We start from the raw sequence: 16223 nt of genomic DNA on the forward strand, positions 1-16223 counted from the left end.
AGGATTTGGGCAAAGATGATTGCAGACCTGACACGGGCCGAGCGGACCTGGGCGATGATCATTGTAGGTGGACTGACCGTGATCGGTCTGGCCATGGCAGTTGGTGGGCGCAACGACCTGCTGGGTGTTCATGGATGGATGGTGATGATTGTCGGTTTGGCCGGTTTCGCCATGATGATCCGTCAGTTCGATGCGCCCGAGCCTGACCCTGAGCGCCTCCAGCATTATTATGACGCACCAACGCGGGCAGGCATTATCCTGACATTGATCTGGGCGGTCATCGGTATGTTTGTTGGTCTGTGGGTCGCGACACTGTTGGCGTTTCCCGATCTGACATTTGATGCGGCGTGGGCAAGTTTTGGGCGGCTGCGGCCGGTTCACACCAGCGGCGTCATTTTTGGCTTTGGCGGCAATGCCCTGATCGCGACGTCCTATCATGTGTTGCAGCGCACCACTCGGGCCCGCCTACCCGATCAGATCAGTCCTTGGTTTGTGCTGCTGGGCTATAATCTGTTCTGCGTGATCGCGGCCAGTGGCTATATGATGGGCCTGACCCAGTCCAAGGAATATGCCGAGCCCGAATGGTATGCCGATATCTGGCTGACCATTGTGTGGGTTGTCTATTTCTCGATCTATATTCGCACGCTGATGCGCCGGAAAGAACCGCATATCTATGTGGCCAACTGGTACTACATGGCCTTCATTCTGGTCGTGGCGATGCTGCACATCATCAATAATCTGGCGGTGCCGATCTCGCTGGGCAGCGCCAAGAGTTACTCGCTGTTTTCGGGCGTTCAGGATGCGATGACCCAGTGGTGGTACGGGCACAACGCCGTGGCGTTTTTCCTGACCTCGGGCTTTTTGGGCATGATGTACTACTATTTGCCCAAGCGTGCCGGACGGCCGATCTTTTCCTATCGCCTGTCGATCATCAGTTTTTGGGGCATCACCTTCATGTATATGTGGGCGGGCTCGCACCATCTGCACTATACCGCGCTGCCCCAATGGGTTCAGACGCTGGGCATGGCCTTTTCGGTGGTGCTGCTGGTGCCATCATGGGCATCGGCAGGCAATGCGCTGATGACGCTCAATGGCGCCTGGCACAAAGTGCGCGATGACGCTGTGCTGCGGTTCATGGCCCTGGCCGTGATCTTTTACGGGCTGACGACGCTGGAAGGCTCGTTCATGGCCATTCAGGCGGTTAATTCGCTGTCCCACTATACCGACTGGACCATCGGGCATGTGCACGCCGGGGCACTGGGGTGGGTCGCGATGATCGTTTTCGGCTCGCTCTATGCGCTGGTGCCGACAATGTGGAAGCGGCCAAAGCTCTATTCGGCAAAGCTGGTGGAGGTTCACTTCTGGTTAGCGCTATCGGGAACGCTGATCTACGTATTCGCCATGTGGAATTCGGGCGTCACCCAGGGCCTGATGTGGCGCACCTATAGTGAAAGCGGCGCGCTCACCTACTCGTTCATCGACAGTCTGGTTGCCATGCATCCCTACTATATTGCACGGGCGATCGGGGGGCTGTTGTTCCTGCTCGGGGCAATTGTGGCGTCCTACAATATCGGCATGACCATTCGTTCGCCAATCGCCGAGACTAGCGATGATGCCGGGCAGGATCTACCCGCCCAACCTGCCCTGCAAGCCGGAGAATAAGCCAATGTTCGGCCTTCACTATAATCTTGAACGCAACGCTATCGGGCTGGTTCTGGCCATCGTCGTGGTTGCTGGTATCGGCGGTTTCATCGAGATCGCTCCCCTGTTCACCATTGATGAAACAGTGGAACAGGACGCCGACATGCGGGTTTACACGCCACTCGAAGTGGCCGGGCGCAATATTTACATTCGCGAGGGGTGCTATGCCTGTCACTCGCAAATGATCCGCACCCTGCGCGATGATGTGGATCGCTATGGCCCCTATTCACTGGCGGTCGAAAGCCAATATGATCACCCGATGCTTTGGGGTTCCAAGCGGACCGGGCCAGACCTGGCGCGGGTTGGCGACAAATATTCGGATGCATGGAACACGGCGCACCTCAACAATCCGCGTGATCTGGTGCCCGAATCCAAGATGCCGGCCTACCGCTGGTTGCTGCGCAATGAGCTCAAAACCGAAGATCTTGGGTTGCATCTGGCAGCGCTGCGCAAGGTCGGCGTGCCCTATACCGACGAGATGATCGCCAACGCCTCGATTGATGCGTATGCCCAGGCCAATCCCGATACCAACGACGCCCCGGCGCTGGCTGAGCGCTATGGCGACGCCACCCATATTCGCATGTTCGATGGCGACGGGGCGCGGCTGACCGAAATGGATGCGCTGGTCGCCTACTTGCAGGTGTTGGGCAAAATGACCGACGCCGCCTACCAACCTGATTTGCCGGAGGCCCAGTAAATGCCGTTTGACCACGAAACGCTTGTTGGCTTTTCCAAATCCTTTGGGCTGTTCTACCTGATCGCGCTGAGCATTGGGGTGCTGGTTTATACATTCTGGCCTTCCAACCAGAAGCGGTTTCAGCAGGCGGCAAAGGATGTCGTTTCCAATGAGGATGACCAGCCATGGCACTAAGCGAGCGCGATAAAGTCTCGGGCCATATGACGACCGGGCACGAATGGAACGGCATCAAGGAACTCAATACGCCCGTGCCACGGGTGGTTTATATCTTCTTGATCAGCGCCACTATTTTTTCCGTGACATGGACCATCCTGATGCCCAGCTGGCCCGGGATCAATGACTATTTCCGGGGCCTTTTGGGTGCCGACCAACAGGCCGAGGTTCGCCAGAGCGTTGCCGAAGGTGTTGCCGAACGCTCCAGTTGGACGGATGCCATTGTAGACGAGGATTTTACAACAATTCGGGCGGACCCGTCCCTGATGCAGACGGTGCGTGAAACCGGCAAGATGCTGTTTGCGGAAAATTGCGCGGCCTGCCATGGCGCTGAAGGGCTGGGCAATCCGGGCTTTCCCAATATTATTCAGGCGCCCACCATGTGGGGCGACGATCCCGCAACCATCATGGAAACCATTCGCGTTGGCATCAATTCGGCCCATGATGAAACACGCTATGGCCAGATGCTGGCCTTTGGGCGCGATCAAATGTTACCGTTGTCCGATGTCGACAGGGTCGTGACCTATGTGCAGACGCTGAGCGATCCTGCTATCGCGACGGCCGACAATGCCGAGGACATCGGCGAAGGCGCAACGATTTTCGCCGACAATTGCGCGGCCTGCCATGGTGAAACCGGCACTGGCATGCAGGAGACCGGTGCACCAAACCTGACCGATCAATATTGGATATATGGTGGTGACCGCTCGAGCATTCGCCATACGGTCTATTATGGCCGCCAAGGCCTTATGCCGACCTGGGAGGGGCGATTGACTCCAGCCTATATCAAGCTTCTGGCGCTTTATGTGGCCGACTTGAGGACGGCAGCCAAATGAGGAGCAGGCTGTTTGTAGCAATGCTGGTGGCGGGGGGGCTATTGGTCGTGGCGGGTAACACCCAACTTTTCCACGCGGCCTTCACCTCCAAACCGCAATGCGTCGACCACCTCAAGGCCAAGGGCCCGACGGGTACCTATCAGGCCGCTAAATCCGCCTGCTGACCGCAACAGATCTGGACAATTTCCATGGCAAAGCAATTTGTGCAAATACCGGCCACCGTTCCCCCACTGCCCAAGATGGTCGATCATCGACGGCATCTGGCATTAGGGGCGTCGTTCGGTTGGCTGGCCGCGGGTTGGCGCGACATGATGGTCAATCCGTTGCCCAGCCTGATCTATGGACTTGGCGTCGCGCTTTTGTCAGCCATTATCCTTTGGGCGATGAGCCTGATGGGTTGGGAACAGGTGCTATTTCCGGCGCTGGCCGGTTTTTTAATTGTCGCCCCCCTGCTCGCCACAGGACTTTATGAGAAAAGCCGGCGGCTTGAAGCGGGTGAGCCGGTATCGCTTTGGGTCATGGTGTTTCCCAAGCGCGGTGGTGGGCAACACCTGCTCTATGTCGGGGCCATTCTGGGCCTGTTGATGATGGTTTGGATGCGGGCGGCAGTCCTGCTTTACGCGCTGTTTTTCGGGCTGCATCCGTTTCCGGGGTTCGATCATATTCTGGAGTTGCTGTTCAACACCCCGACAGGCATCGCCTTGTTGATCACCGGCACGCTGGTGGGCGGATTGTTCGCTGCCTTTGCCTTTGCGATCAGTGCGCTTTCCATTCCGATGATGCTGGACAAGCGTATGGATGCGTTTTCCGCCATGGCCACGAGCATGTCGATGGTTTGGAACAATCTGGGCGCCATGCTGGTCTGGGCGGCGATTGTGCTGGTGCTGACCCTGGTCAGCCTTGGCACAGCACTGATCGGACTGGTGGTGATCTTTCCGCTATTGGGTCATGCGACGTGGCATGCCTATGTGAGCACGCGGCGATAGGATGAGCTGCCGCGTGCCATCACCAGCCATTGCTGAAGCAGCGGTGGCGCCCGCGCCGATGGGGCCAGCGGCCAACGAATTGTTGCTGGCAAGCCGTGTGCTGCCACACGGAATTCGGCAAGCAGATCTGTCGGTACCCGGTATTCACTGCGGCAATTGCGTGCGCTCGATTGAAAAGGCACTCATCAGGTTGGACGGCGTTGAGAGCGCCCGGGTCAATCTTTCGACCAAGCGGGCTGGCGTGCGCTGGCGCGCCGACAAATCGCCGCCACCGCTGATTGAAACATTGGCCAATCTGGGGTTTGAAAGCCACCTGCATGATGATGGGGACGAGCCGCGCGACGGGACGCTAACGGGGCTAATCCGGGCGCTTGCCGTTTCGGGCTTTGCGGCGATGAACATCATGATGCTGGCGGGTTCGGTCTGGGCTGGTGCCGACCCGGCAACCCGCGATATTCTGCACTGGATCTGCGCGGGACTGGCGCTACCGACCCTACTCTATTCGGGGCGCATCTTTTACCTGTCCGCCTGGAAAGCATTGCGATACGGGCGCACCAATATGGACGTGCCGATCAGCATTGGAATTACGCTGGCCTTCCTGTTGAGCCTTTATGATACGACACAGTCGGGCGAGCAGGTCTATTTTGATGCCAGCGTGTCGCTGGTGTTCTTCCTGCTGATCGGGCGCACGTTGGACCATTTGATGCGTGAACGCGCGCGTACGGCAGTAAAAGGCCTAGCGCGCATGGCGCCGCGCGGTGCGCTGGTGCTGCATGCCGATGGGGTGCGTGACTATCTGCCGGTGCGCGAAATCGAACCGGGCATGACCATCCTATTGGCGGCAGGGGAGCGCGTGCCGGTCGACGCTATTGTCCTTTCGGGCACCTCGGACCTTGATCGCAGTCTGGTCAGCGGGGAAAGTGTGCCGGTCGCCGTGGGGCCAAAGGCGCGGCTTGAAGCCGGCACGGTCAATCTGACCGGTCCACTGACCATTCGCGCCGAGGCGTTTGAACAGGATTCGACATTGGCGGCGATGATCCGTCTGATGGAAGTGGCGGAAGGCGGGCGCAGCCAATATCGGCGTTTGGCGGATCGGGCGGCGGCGCTTTACTCGCCAGTGGTGCATCTGACGGCGCTGGTGACGTTTGTTGGCTGGATGGCGCTGGATGGCGATCTGCATCAGGCGACGACAATTGCCATTTCGGTTTTGATCATCACCTGCCCCTGTGCGCTGGGACTGGCGGTGCCGATGGTGCAAATGGTGGCGGCACGGCGCCTGTTTGCCGCCGGGATCATGGTCAGGGACGGCTCAGCGCTCGAGCGGCTGGTCGAGATTGACACGGTTGCTTTTGACAAAACCGGGACGCTAACGCTGGGCAAGCCCGAATTGACCAACAGGGCCGGCATTGCCCCGGACCAACTGGCATTGGCGGCAGCGATGGCGGGCCATTCGCGCCATCCCTATTCCGTTGCCATTGCCCGACTGGCGCAGGGCGACGAAGCCATTGAGATCAGCGATATCAAAGAAGTTGCCGGGTTTGGAATCGAGGCGCGACGCGCAGGCAAATTATATCGATTGGGGCGAGCCGATTGGGCGCTGACTGGCGATAAAGACGTCAGTGGCACTGTATTGAGTTCCGATGGCGCGCTGCTAACGAAATTTGTTTTTTCCGACCGCTTGCGGCCTGACGCGACCGGGGCGACGGCGACGCTGGAGCATCAGGGCCTGGCGCTGGAAATCATTTCGGGCGACCAGTCTGGCATGGTTGCGGCGGTTGCCGGGCAACTGGGCGTGACAAGCTATGAAGGAGGCATGTTGCCGACAGAAAAATCGGCGCGGATCGAAGCGTTGGCGGCGGCGGGACACAAGACATTGATGGTTGGCGATGGCCTGAACGACGCGCCGGCGCTGGTTGCCGCCCATGTTTCAATGGCGCCGGGGAGCGCTATCGACATTGGCCGCAACGCTGCCGATTTCGTATTTCTGCATCAAGATCTGAGTGCTGTGCCGCAGGCCATTGCCGTGGCGCGGCAAGCACAGGGTCTGGTGCGGCAGAACTTTGCGCTGGCAATCCTCTACAATGCCGTTGCCCTACCGATTGCCATTTCGGGCCATGTCAGCCCGTTTGTCGCGGCAGTCGCCATGTCGGGCTCTTCAATTGTTGTTGTGTTGAATGCATTGCGGTTGAGCCGTGGCGGTCGCAGTGCCGAGTCACCGACCATTGGGGCAACAGCCGAGGCGACGCCATGAGTAGTCTCTATTTTTTGATCCCGATATCAATCCTGTCGGGCGCTGCCGGACTGGCCATCTTTTTCTGGTCGCTGCGTAATGGCCAGTATGAGGACATGGATGGGGCAGCCGAACGCATCCTTTATGAGGATGACGAGCCCCTGCCCGGGCGGTCAGACCATCGAGAATGACTTCCAGCCCCACCACCAGCGCGTCAGCGTCGTAACAAGCGCCAGAACGGCAAAGACTGTGGCAAACAGGGCAAATGTATGGGGAAATACGCAGATCAGGGCAAATAGCAGAATCGTCTCTGCCCCCTCAGTTATGCCGCCCAGATAATACAGCCCCTTTTTGGGCATGCTGAGGGATTTGAGCCCGCGCCGTTCGGCGATCACGGCAAAGGCCAGAAAGCTGGAGCCGGTGCCGATGAAGGACAGCAGCAGGAACGATCCCGCCAGCCCGTTGGCTACAGGATCGGCCAGGACAAAGGCAAAGGGGATGGCGGCGTAAAAAAAGAAGTCCAACGCGATATCGAGAAATGCCCCGCGATCGGTGGGGCCGCGCTGCCGGGCGATGGCGCCATCCAGCCCATCCATGAGCCGGTTGGCGACGATCAAGGCCAGCCCCAGCCAGTAGTAATGCAAGGCGATGGCTGGGACGGCCAGCATGCCGGTTATAAATCCGACAATGGTGACGCCGTTGGCGGTGGCGCCGAGTTTGGCCAAAAGGCGTGCCGGAGGTGCGAGCACACGCTCCTGTGGGGGGATCAGTACGCTATCAAACATGCTCGTTCGTTTCCTCTTGCACGCATTTGGCCACGAGCCCGCAATTGCCGACCCGCTGCGTTATGCAGCGCCTAATGGGCTGCTGCAGTGCTGTTGGTGCCCTGCGCCATGGCCTGGAAAACCAGCCCAAGCACCGCACCGTAGACGAGATGCAATATCAGCGTCATGACCGGGGCCATAATACCCATGTTCAATCCGAACAGGCCAGCACCGGCCATTGGCATGACCAGGATCATCATCATCAACCAGGCGCCAGCACCGAAGACCATGCCGCTGACAGCAGGGCCGCCGGGCAATCTGGCGCGAATGAGGGCATAGGCGCCGCCCCAGATCATGGTGCCAATGATAAAGTGCATCAGCCAACCGAAGGCAACCGATTGCAAGCCGAGCATGTTGGTGATCATTGCGGTGACGTCCAACCCGGGCATCAGGCCCATCATGGATTTCATCACCATGAGCGCGGACAAAACAACGGTGGCAACGAAGCCTGCCACAAAGCCTTTGTAGATCACGGACATTTTTGTCTCCTTGTCTGCTTTACTCATGCTTTAAGCTGGGCAGCGAATTTGCCATTCCAGCCTTGGCAGTGACGCTATGTCTATTGAGAACGTCCTGCGTTACACATCAATGACCCCGGTCTCGCGGCTGGATATTTGAATTCGCGTTGTGTGGGATGGGTTGCGCGACCTTTGGAGAGTTGATGAGGGGCCAAAAACCGACTGCTGCAATGAGCGATGAGTTGCTTGTTGTCGGGCTCAAGAAGGGCGACGAGGCCGCGTTTCGGCAGATTTTTGCGCGCGAGAACGCGGCATTGCTGGCATTTGCGCGCAATTTCGTGCGCGAAAGCGCGGCGGCCGAAGAAGCGGTGCAGGATACCTGGGTCGCGGTTATCGGTGGCATCGGGCGCTTTGAGGGGCGTTCAACGCTTAGAAGCTGGATATTTTCGGTACTGGCCAATATTGCCCGCACCAAAGCCAAGCGCGATGGGCGCGTGCTGTCGTTCTCGGACATGGGATATAATGACCCGGCGGTCGATCCGGACCGGTTTAGTGGCGATGGCACCTGGCTGTCACCGCCCGGGCGCTGGTCCGAAATCAATCCCGAGCGCATTCTGGGTGGACGGCAATTGTTGGCCCACGCCATGGCGGTGCTCGAGCAACTGCCCCCCAATCAGCGGGCCGTGGTGCAATTGCGGGATCTGGAAGGATTGAGTGCTCCTGATGCCTGCGAGATCCTCGGAATCACCGAATCCAACCAGCGCATCTTGCTGCACCGCGGGCGATCGCGCATTCGCGCAGCCATCGAAGTGCTAATGGACACCGAAAAGGGCGAACAGTTTGACCCGACGAAATGAGGACCCTGCGAACTTGTAACAAATCTGTCCGTGAACAAACTAACCAAGTGTCACGAGCCGAACGCGCGTCGGCAAGCGGCAATTGTAGGAGAATAAGAATGCTCACCTGTAAGGAGCTTGGCGAACGCGCCAGCGACTATCTTGATAGCGAGATGAACTGGCGCGACCGGGTGTCGGTGCGGCTGCATCTGATGATGTGCAAACATTGCCGCGCCTATATGGATCAGTTGGCCAAGACTGTACAATTGTTGCGCGACGATGCCTCAACAGTTGATGCGGGCGAGCCTGACCCGCGTCTGATCGCGCTGTTGTCGAAACGCTCGGGCGAGGCAAGCTGAGCATGGAGGCGGGATGAACGCGCTCGAACTCCCCTTGCCCGAACCGGTCATCCGCCTCGGCTCATTTCTGATCATCTTTGTCATTCTGGCCATTTTCGAGCTGACTTCACCGCGCCTTGAGCGGCCAGAAATGCTGGCCGCCCTCAAGTCGCGCCGCTGGTTCACCAATGTTTCGGTGTTGATTATCTCCTCGGTCAGCCTGCGGATCATTTTTCCGGTGGCGGCCGTCGGCACTGCCTTTTGGGCGGAAACGCAGGGATGGGGATTGTTCAATCAGCTGGCCATACCGGGCTTTCTGGCCGGGATCGTGGCCATTGTAGTGCTGGATTTTGCGGTCTGGTTTGAACATGTGCTGAGCCACAAACTGCCCTGGCTCTGGCGTATTCACCGCATGCACCATTCCGACACTGGATTTGATGTGACCACCGCCCTGCGCTTCCATCCCCTTGAAATTGTGCTCTCGATGTTCTGGAAGGCTGCAATCGTTATTGCCCTGGGCGCACCGGCATGGTCGGTGCTGGTATTTGAGGTGGTGCTCAATGGCACGGCAATGTTCAATCACTCCAATGTGGCACTGCCGCTCTGGGTGGACCGGTTATTGCGCAAATTCATCGTGACGCCCGACATGCACAGGGTCCACCATTCGAGCACGCCCGCTGAAACCGACAGCAATTATGGTTTCAACCTGTCGATCTGGGATCGACTATTTTCGACCTATACCCAGCAACCGGCGGCGGGGCACGAAGGCATGGAAATTGGCTTGAAAGCCTATCGCGGCAAGGAACCCTCGGGGCTTTGGTGGATACTCAAACTCCCGTTTGCCAAGCGCTGATCGCGCGCCCGTGGAGAAAGAACTGTCATGGCCGAGAACGCGACAAAACCCACCGGGCGCCGTTTCCTGCGCTTCCTGCCGCTCGGTATTCTGGCCGGCATATTGATTGTCGGGCTGCTTTTGGGATGGCAACGCTATTTCACGCTCGATTATCTGGCCGAAGTCCGCACCACCATCAAAACTTTTGCCGCCGAACAGGGGATTGTTGCCATATTGGGCTATGTGCTGGCCTATAGCGTGGCCGTGGCCGTGGCGTTCCCTGCAACCTGGCTGCTGACATTGATTGGCGGTTTTCTCTATGGCTGGCTATTTGGCGGGGTGCTGGCGGCGGTTGGTGCCACCATCGGTGCAACAGCCCTGTTCTGGGCGGCGCGGACCGCTTTTGGCGACTGGCTGCGAGAACGCGCAAAGGGGACGGCCAGCAAGGTGGCAAGTGGATTTGAAGGCAATGCCTTTAGCTATCTGTTGGCATTGCGTCTGCTGCCGATCCTTCCATTTGCGCTGGTCAATATTGTGCCTGCCCTATTCAAAATTCCAACACGCATCTATGTGGCGGCAACTTTTTTGGGCATTCTGCCTGGTGTTTTCGTTTACGCCTATCTCGGCCAGGGTATCGAGGGTGCCTTGTCCCTCGCGGCGGAAAGCGGGCGAACAGTGGGGCTGGGCGATCTGGTGACACCCGAAATTACGCTTGGCCTTTTGGGGCTGGCCCTGCTGGCCTGCGTGGCGCCTGTCTACAAGTTTATCCGTTCGCGCCGCCAGCCCGCCGGATAATCGGCTCTGTAACGCGACAGCGGTTCGCAACACCAATGCACAACCAGTCAGGACTTTTATATGCCAGAAGCCAGTGCACGCCCCTCCACCATCGAGTGTGACCTTTGTATCATTGGCGCGGGGTCTGCGGGGCTGACAGCGGCTGCGGGCGCCGCTCAACTTGGGGCAAAGGTCGTGCTGATCGAGCGCGGTGAAATGGGCGGCGATTGCCTCAATACCGGCTGCGTACCATCAAAATCACTGATCGCCGCAGCACATATGGCGCACAGTTTTACGGCTGGCCTTGAAATGGGCGTTGGCGAAGGACTTGCGCCGCGGATCAATTTCCAGGCCGTACACGACCATATTCACGGCGTTATCGGCCAGATTGCGCCGCACGACAGTGTTGAGCGTTTTGAATCACTTGGCGTGCAGGTTCTCAAGGAAAGCGCGAAGTTTACCGGCCCGGACCAGGTGGTCGCCGGTCCCTATACTGTCAAGGCACGGCGCTTTGTTGTGGCGACCGGATCGCGCGCCGTGGTGCCACCAGTGCCGGGTTTGCGTGAGTTGGAACCAATGACCAACGAAACTGTGTTTGATCTCACCGAACTGCCCGAGCATTTGCTCATTGTCGGCGGTGGTCCGATCGGGCTGGAAATGGCGCAGGCATTTGCGCGACTCGGCTCCAAAGTCACAGTCGTCGATGTGGCCACTATCCTGCCCCGCGACGAACCGGAGGCGGCTGAACTGGCGCGCAAGAAACTGGGGGACGAGAGAATTGTCCTTTATGAGAATGCCAAGTTGATCGACCCCAAACGAACAGCTGACAGCGTGTCGGCGACCATTGAGGCCAATGGCGAAGACCACCAGATTGCGGCCTCCCATATTCTGGTGGCGGCCGGGCGGTCGGCCAATGTCAATGACATCGGGCTGACCGCAGCGGGTGTGGAGTTTACGCCTAAGGGCATTACTGTTGATGGTCGACTGCGCACCAGCAATCGTAAGATATTTGCCGTTGGGGACGTGGCCGGAGGTCCACAGTTTACCCATATTGCGGGCTATCACGCGGGGATTGTCATTCGCAATGCCTTGTTCGGACTTCCAGCCAAGGTGGATTATGCGGCCCTGCCGTGGGTTACCTATCTTGATCCCGAGGTTGCCCATGTTGGCCTGGTTGAATCGGAGGCCCGCAAACAGCACGAGGACGTGCAGATCCTGGTTGAGCACTTTGATGAGAATGATCGCGCTCAAACCGAAAAACGGGTGGAAGGCTTTATCAAGCTGGTTTTGACCAAGCGAGGCAAGGTTGTCGGGGCGACTGTTGTCGGGCCCCACGCCGGCGAGTTGATTGGAATTTGGGGGCTGGTGATCTCCGGAAAACTGTCGCTCGCAGCCGTTGCGGGCATGATTGCGCCCTATCCGACGCTTGCCGAAATTTCAAAACGGGTGGCAGGCTCTTACTATAAACCCAAGCTTTTCAGCCCTTTGACTCAAAATTTTGTCAAACTGATTCAACGTTGGCTGCCCTGAAATGGCTCAAGCGCCATCGAGCAGGCTGATGACATAGGGCATTATCGCGGCAATGATTTTCTTGACGCCTGCGGCATTGGGATGGCGCATATCCGGTTGGTTCAATGCCGGGTCGAGTGCCACCCCATCGAGATAGAACGGGTACAGGATTGCGCCATATTTGCTGGCAAGATCAGGATAGATGGCGTCGAATTGTTTGACATAGTCAGGACCAAGGGCCCGGTTTGCCATCATGCCAGCGATGAGCACTGGCACCTCCTTGGCCGCAAGCGCTGCCAGAATTTGGGACAGATTATCCCGGACGATTTCAGGCGATACTCCCTGCAACATGTCGTTGGCGCCAAGGCCGAGCAGGACGGCGTCCGGCGTGTCGACCAAGGCCCAATCGAGCCGTTCAAGACCTGCCGAGGTCGTATCGCCCGAAACGCTGGCATTGATCACCAGCACGTCGATGTTCTGAGCGTCCAGCGCTGCCTGCAATTGCCCCATGAACGCATCATTTTGTGATAGCCCATAGCCAGCGAGCAAAGAGTCCCCATATAGGAGCAGGGTTTTTTCGGCCGCCAGGGTCGGCGAGACCAGCAAGATGACCAAGGCAAAAGCTGCCGCCCATCCTCGAACGAGCCGATTTCGCAAATACAGGCCTGACTTCATGACAAATTCCATAGCAGACACGGCGGGGATGAACCTGCACCTCACCTCGGGTAAGGCGCAGTTGCACATTCTCAAGGATATCACGTTCGATATCAAACCGGGCGAGGTTGTGGCGGTGGTCGGCCCCTCTGGCAGCGGCAAAACGTCCCTGTTGATGGTCATGGCCGGTCTTGAACGCGCGACAGGTGGCAAGGTTGGAATTGCCGGGACGGTGCTTGATCAGCTTAACGAAGACCAGTTGGCCATCGTTCGACGTAAGAACATTGGCATTCTGTTTCAGAATTTTCATTTGATCCCCTCGATGACGGCGCTGGAAAATGTAGCGCTGGCGCTCGAAATCGCAGCCGACGATACCCCGATTGCCGATATCAAGGCACAAGCGGCAGCGGCGCTAAAAAGCGTTGGGCTGGGTGCGCGGCTCGATCATTTGCCCAGCGCGCTGTCGGGCGGCGAGCAGCAACGGGTGGGGTTGGCCCGGGCAATAGTGGGGCAACCCAAACTTTTGCTGGCGGATGAGCCAACGGGCAATCTCGATCAGGAAACCGCCGCAACGGCAATCGACCTGCTTTTTTCACATGCGCGGGCCGACAAGACCGCCATGCTTCTGATTACCCATGACATGGCGCTGGCGCGTCGCGCCGACCGGGTTATGCGGATGGATCATGGTACGCTGCAGGAAATCACCATGGTCCCGTCATGAACCGTTACGCCGACTGGCTTCGGGTTGCGCTGATCGACCTCCGGGGCAGCACAAAGCGATTTGTCATCCTGATTGCGTGTCTGGCGCTGGGCATTGCCGCCATTGGCGTCATCAGTTCAGTCAGTTCGGCGATCAATGGCGCGATTGTGCGCGATGCGCGGGTAATCCTGGGCGGCGATCTGGAACTGCGGGCCTCGAATAAGGATATCGGCGCGGCTGAAAAAGAGGCTTTGGCCGCGCTGGGACCGGTTAGTCGCGAGGTAGAACTCAATGCCCGCGCGACCAAGGGCGATCTCAGTGCCTTTTTGTCATTACGCGCCGTAAGCGGCCGGTTTCCGTTGGTCGGTTCGGTAACGCTGGAACCGAATGGCGCGGTCGGTGACATGTCCCAGTTGCTGGAGTCCAGGAATGGCGTTTTCGGTGCGCTATTGGCGCCGCAGGCAGCGCAACGGCTGGCGGTCTCCCGCGGCGACATTGTGCGCATCGGCAGTCTCGACTTCGAGCTACGGGGCATTATCGACACCGTACCGGATCAGGCCGCCCAAGGGTTTCAACTGGGCATTCCCGCGTTCATATCCGATGCGGCGCTGGACGCTTCGGGCCTTAGTCAGGAAGGGGCGCTCAACCGGTTCCACTACAAGGTTGATCTGGGCGACACGAGCTTTGCGGCGGCAAAAGCGACGCTGGACGAACAATTTCCCGACCATGAATGGCGACTGCGCGCGCCGCGCGATGCCAGCGCCAATATCGCGCGCTTCCTCGACATTTTCGGCAATTTCCTGCTGTTGGTGGCGCTTTCTTCGCTGGTGGTGGGCGGATTGGGCATCTCCAATGCGGTCACCGCCTATGTGGGCGAACGGCAAATGTCGATTGCCACGATGCGGGCGTTGGGGGCGAGCAATCACCGGCTATTGTTTCATTTCGTTGCCCAAATACTGGTGCTGTCGATGGTTGGGCTGGTCATTGGTCTTTTGATTGTTGCGGGCGCGTCGCTGATCCTTTTGCCCTGGCTATCGGGCGCGCTGGGTCTGGCGCTACCGGCGGGTATCGATATTGGTTCGATGCTGGGGGCGGCGGCAATCGGGCTGACAACGGCGCTGCTTTTTGCCTGGCTGCCACTTGGTTCGGTTCAATCCATTCGCCCGGCCCTGCTGTTTCGATCCGCGTCGGCGGGTAACTCATCGCATATGGCGTGGCGCGATGTGCTGCGTTGGCGCACCGGCCTGCCGCTGTTGGCGGGGCTGGTGTTGTTGCTCGGACTGACCGTTGCGATCACCGGCGATCTGGTGCTGGTTTTGATTTATTTTGTCGCCACGGCCTTGGCCCTGGGTCTGTTGCGACTGGCCGCAACATTGCTCACCGCGCTGTTGCGGCGGATGCCTGTGTCGTCCAATCGGGCGTGGCGCTTTGCCATTGCCGCTATCCAGCGCCCCGGCGCGCCGACAGCCACCGTTCTGGTGTCGCTGGGCATGGGGCTATCGCTGTTGCTGTTCATTATCCTGACGCAGGGGAACCTGACCAACCAGATCGCCGCAGAAGTCACCAATGATGCGCCAGCCTTTGTGCTGCTCGATGTCGACAAGGCCACGCAATCCGAACTTGAGGCGATGTGGGCGGACAATGGCGACATCACAGCACTTGATCTGGTGCCGATGTTGCGCGGCACGATTGTTCAACTGAACGGAAAACCGGCGCCTGACCCTTCGGGCTTGCCACGCGATGTCGCCGACATGTTTCGGGGCGACACAGCCCTGACATGGGCCGCAGACATGCCAGCCGACACTGTCATTTCATCGGGCGATTGGTGGCCTACTGACTATTCTGGCGATACGCTTGTGTCGCTCAGCACTGAAATGCAGAACGATCTTGGGCTGACGCTGGGCGACACCATGGAAATGAACATTCTGGGGCGGCCGATAACGCTGACCATTGCCAGTTTCCGTGCCATCGACTGGCGCGCCCCCACGTTCAATTTCCGCATCATCCTGTCCCCGGGCATCATCGACAAGGCACCACAATCCTATATGGGCACCATCAAGGTTGCCGAGGACGCGGGGCCAACTGTTGAACAGCAATTGGTCGAAGCGTTTCCCCTGCTCACCTTCATTCCGGTCGGCGATGCGATTGCGCGGGCGCAATCCATTCTGCAATCACTGATACAGGCAGTTGCGCTGGTCAGCGGACTGGCGCTGGTTGCCGGGGTATTGGTGTTGGCAGGTGCGCTCAGCGTTGGTCGCAGCCAGCGCGAGGCTGATGCGGTGGTCATGAAGGTGCTGGGCGCAACGCGGCGCGATGTGATCAGTGCGTTCCTGCTCGAATATTTGCTGCTGGGCGCCCTGGCGACGGTTCTGGCCACAATCATTGCCGGGCTCGGCGCATGGGCGGTCAGCCAATTTCTGCTCGAAATCGACTTTGCCATCAACATCGCATTGATCTTTGCGGTTGCGGTGGGTGTAATCGCTTTGACTGTGGGAACGGGGGCACTGACGACTTGGGCGGCGATGTCGGCGCGACCGGCCAGTCGATTGCGGGCGGAAAGCCAATAGGGTTACCCCTTTCTGCCCTATAGAGGTTTGCGGACAAGCCAGTTAGCATGGGGCGGCATAGTTCGGAGAAG

Annotated in this window: 18 protein-coding genes; 15 read left to right on the forward strand and 3 right to left on the reverse strand. The window is 58.6% G+C overall.

From position 1 onward, the window contains the following. Window positions 1–15: 15 nt before the first annotated feature. Genes ccoN through ccoS form a run of 8 tightly spaced genes read left to right on the forward strand, consistent with a single transcriptional unit; the run spans window position 16 to window position 6851 of the window. Entirely contained in the window at window positions 16–1662 is a 1647-nt protein-coding gene (gene ccoN, locus PSQ90_RS02155) for a cytochrome-c oxidase, cbb3-type subunit I (protein WP_282211804.1), read from the forward strand. A 4-nt stretch (window positions 1663–1666) separates the two neighbouring features. Then, on the forward strand, window positions 1667–2398 hold the full coding sequence (ccoO, locus tag PSQ90_RS02160; RefSeq protein WP_282211805.1) for a cytochrome-c oxidase, cbb3-type subunit II: 732 nt from the start codon (window positions 1667–1669) through the stop codon (window positions 2396–2398). Next, window positions 2399–2572 carry a cbb3-type cytochrome c oxidase subunit 3 gene (locus PSQ90_RS02165; RefSeq protein ID WP_282211806.1) on the forward strand — a complete coding sequence of 58 codons (174 nt, stop codon included), beginning with the start codon at window positions 2399–2401 and terminating at the stop codon, window positions 2570–2572. Further along, entirely contained in the window at window positions 2563–3444 is an 882-nt protein-coding gene (ccoP, locus tag PSQ90_RS02170) for a cytochrome-c oxidase, cbb3-type subunit III (protein ID WP_282211807.1), read from the forward strand. The genes PSQ90_RS02165 and ccoP overlap by 10 nt, the downstream gene beginning before the upstream one ends. Continuing rightward, a complete protein-coding gene (locus PSQ90_RS02175) occupies window positions 3441–3608 on the forward strand; it encodes a hypothetical protein (protein WP_282211808.1) in 168 nt (55 codons plus the stop codon). Before ccoP ends, PSQ90_RS02175 begins: the two co-directional genes overlap by 4 nt. 24 nt (window positions 3609–3632) lie before the next feature. Then, window positions 3633–4430, forward strand: a complete 798-nt coding sequence (locus PSQ90_RS02180) for a DUF2189 domain-containing protein (RefSeq protein WP_282211809.1) — start codon at window positions 3633–3635, stop codon at window positions 4428–4430. Window position 4431: 1 nt separating this feature from the next. Next, window positions 4432–6681, forward strand: a complete 2250-nt coding sequence (locus PSQ90_RS02185; protein ID WP_407648152.1) for a cation-translocating P-type ATPase — start codon at window positions 4432–4434, stop codon at window positions 6679–6681. Beyond that, window positions 6678–6851: a cbb3-type cytochrome oxidase assembly protein CcoS gene (gene ccoS, locus PSQ90_RS02190; protein WP_282211810.1), complete on the forward strand. Its 174-nt coding sequence runs from the start codon at window positions 6678–6680 to the stop codon at window positions 6849–6851. Before PSQ90_RS02185 ends, ccoS begins: the two co-directional genes overlap by 4 nt. Here ccoS and PSQ90_RS02195 read toward each other — a convergent pair. Both PSQ90_RS02195 and PSQ90_RS02200 read right to left on the reverse strand, forming a co-directional pair. Continuing rightward, a complete protein-coding gene (locus PSQ90_RS02195) occupies window positions 6834–7445 on the reverse strand; it encodes a CDP-alcohol phosphatidyltransferase family protein (RefSeq protein ID WP_282211811.1) in 612 nt (203 codons plus the stop codon). The genes ccoS and PSQ90_RS02195 overlap by 18 nt on opposite strands. A gap of 71 nt (window positions 7446–7516) precedes the next feature. Next, the gene (locus PSQ90_RS02200) at window positions 7517–7963 is read right to left on the reverse strand and encodes a DUF6789 family protein (RefSeq protein ID WP_282211812.1); all 447 of its coding nucleotides are present in this window, start codon (window positions 7961–7963) and stop codon (window positions 7517–7519) included. A gap of 182 nt (window positions 7964–8145) precedes the next feature. On the opposite strand from PSQ90_RS02200, the gene PSQ90_RS02205 reads away from it, so the two are divergent. The 5 genes from PSQ90_RS02205 (at window position 8146) to PSQ90_RS02225 (ending at window position 12252) form a co-directional block, all read left to right on the forward strand. Continuing rightward, a complete protein-coding gene (locus tag PSQ90_RS02205; protein ID WP_282211813.1) occupies window positions 8146–8799 on the forward strand; it encodes an RNA polymerase sigma factor in 654 nt (217 codons plus the stop codon). Between the two features lie 98 nt (window positions 8800–8897). Next, on the forward strand, window positions 8898–9137 hold the full coding sequence (locus tag PSQ90_RS02210) for a zf-HC2 domain-containing protein (protein WP_282211814.1): 240 nt from the start codon (window positions 8898–8900) through the stop codon (window positions 9135–9137). Window positions 9138–9150: 13 nt separating this feature from the next. Continuing rightward, a complete protein-coding gene (locus tag PSQ90_RS02215; RefSeq protein ID WP_282211815.1) occupies window positions 9151–9969 on the forward strand; it encodes a sterol desaturase family protein in 819 nt (272 codons plus the stop codon). A gap of 27 nt (window positions 9970–9996) precedes the next feature. Then, a complete protein-coding gene (locus PSQ90_RS02220; RefSeq protein WP_282211816.1) occupies window positions 9997–10743 on the forward strand; it encodes a TVP38/TMEM64 family protein in 747 nt (248 codons plus the stop codon). A gap of 60 nt (window positions 10744–10803) precedes the next feature. Further along, complete coding sequence (locus PSQ90_RS02225) at window positions 10804–12252, forward strand: dihydrolipoyl dehydrogenase family protein (RefSeq protein WP_282211817.1); 1449 nt, start codon at window positions 10804–10806, stop codon at window positions 12250–12252. Window positions 12253–12258: 6 nt separating this feature from the next. Here PSQ90_RS02225 and PSQ90_RS02230 read toward each other — a convergent pair whose 3' ends face one another. Next, window positions 12259–12906, reverse strand: coding sequence for an arylesterase (locus PSQ90_RS02230; protein ID WP_282211818.1), 648 nt, complete (start codon window positions 12904–12906; stop codon window positions 12259–12261). On the opposite strand from PSQ90_RS02230, the gene PSQ90_RS02235 reads away from it, so the two are divergent. Both PSQ90_RS02235 and PSQ90_RS02240 read left to right on the forward strand, forming a co-directional pair. Continuing rightward, a complete protein-coding gene (locus tag PSQ90_RS02235; protein WP_282211819.1) occupies window positions 12905–13606 on the forward strand; it encodes an ABC transporter ATP-binding protein in 702 nt (233 codons plus the stop codon). The genes PSQ90_RS02230 and PSQ90_RS02235 overlap by 2 nt on opposite strands. Then, window positions 13603–16152 (forward strand): ABC transporter permease, encoded by a 2550-nt coding sequence (locus PSQ90_RS02240; RefSeq protein ID WP_282211820.1) that lies wholly within the window; start codon window positions 13603–13605, stop codon window positions 16150–16152. The genes PSQ90_RS02235 and PSQ90_RS02240 overlap by 4 nt, the downstream gene beginning before the upstream one ends. Window positions 16153–16223: the final 71 nt, after the last annotated feature.

Source organism: Devosia rhodophyticola, from assembly GCF_028816475.1.
GTDB classification, from domain to species: domain Bacteria; phylum Pseudomonadota; class Alphaproteobacteria; order Rhizobiales; family Devosiaceae; genus Devosia; species Devosia rhodophyticola.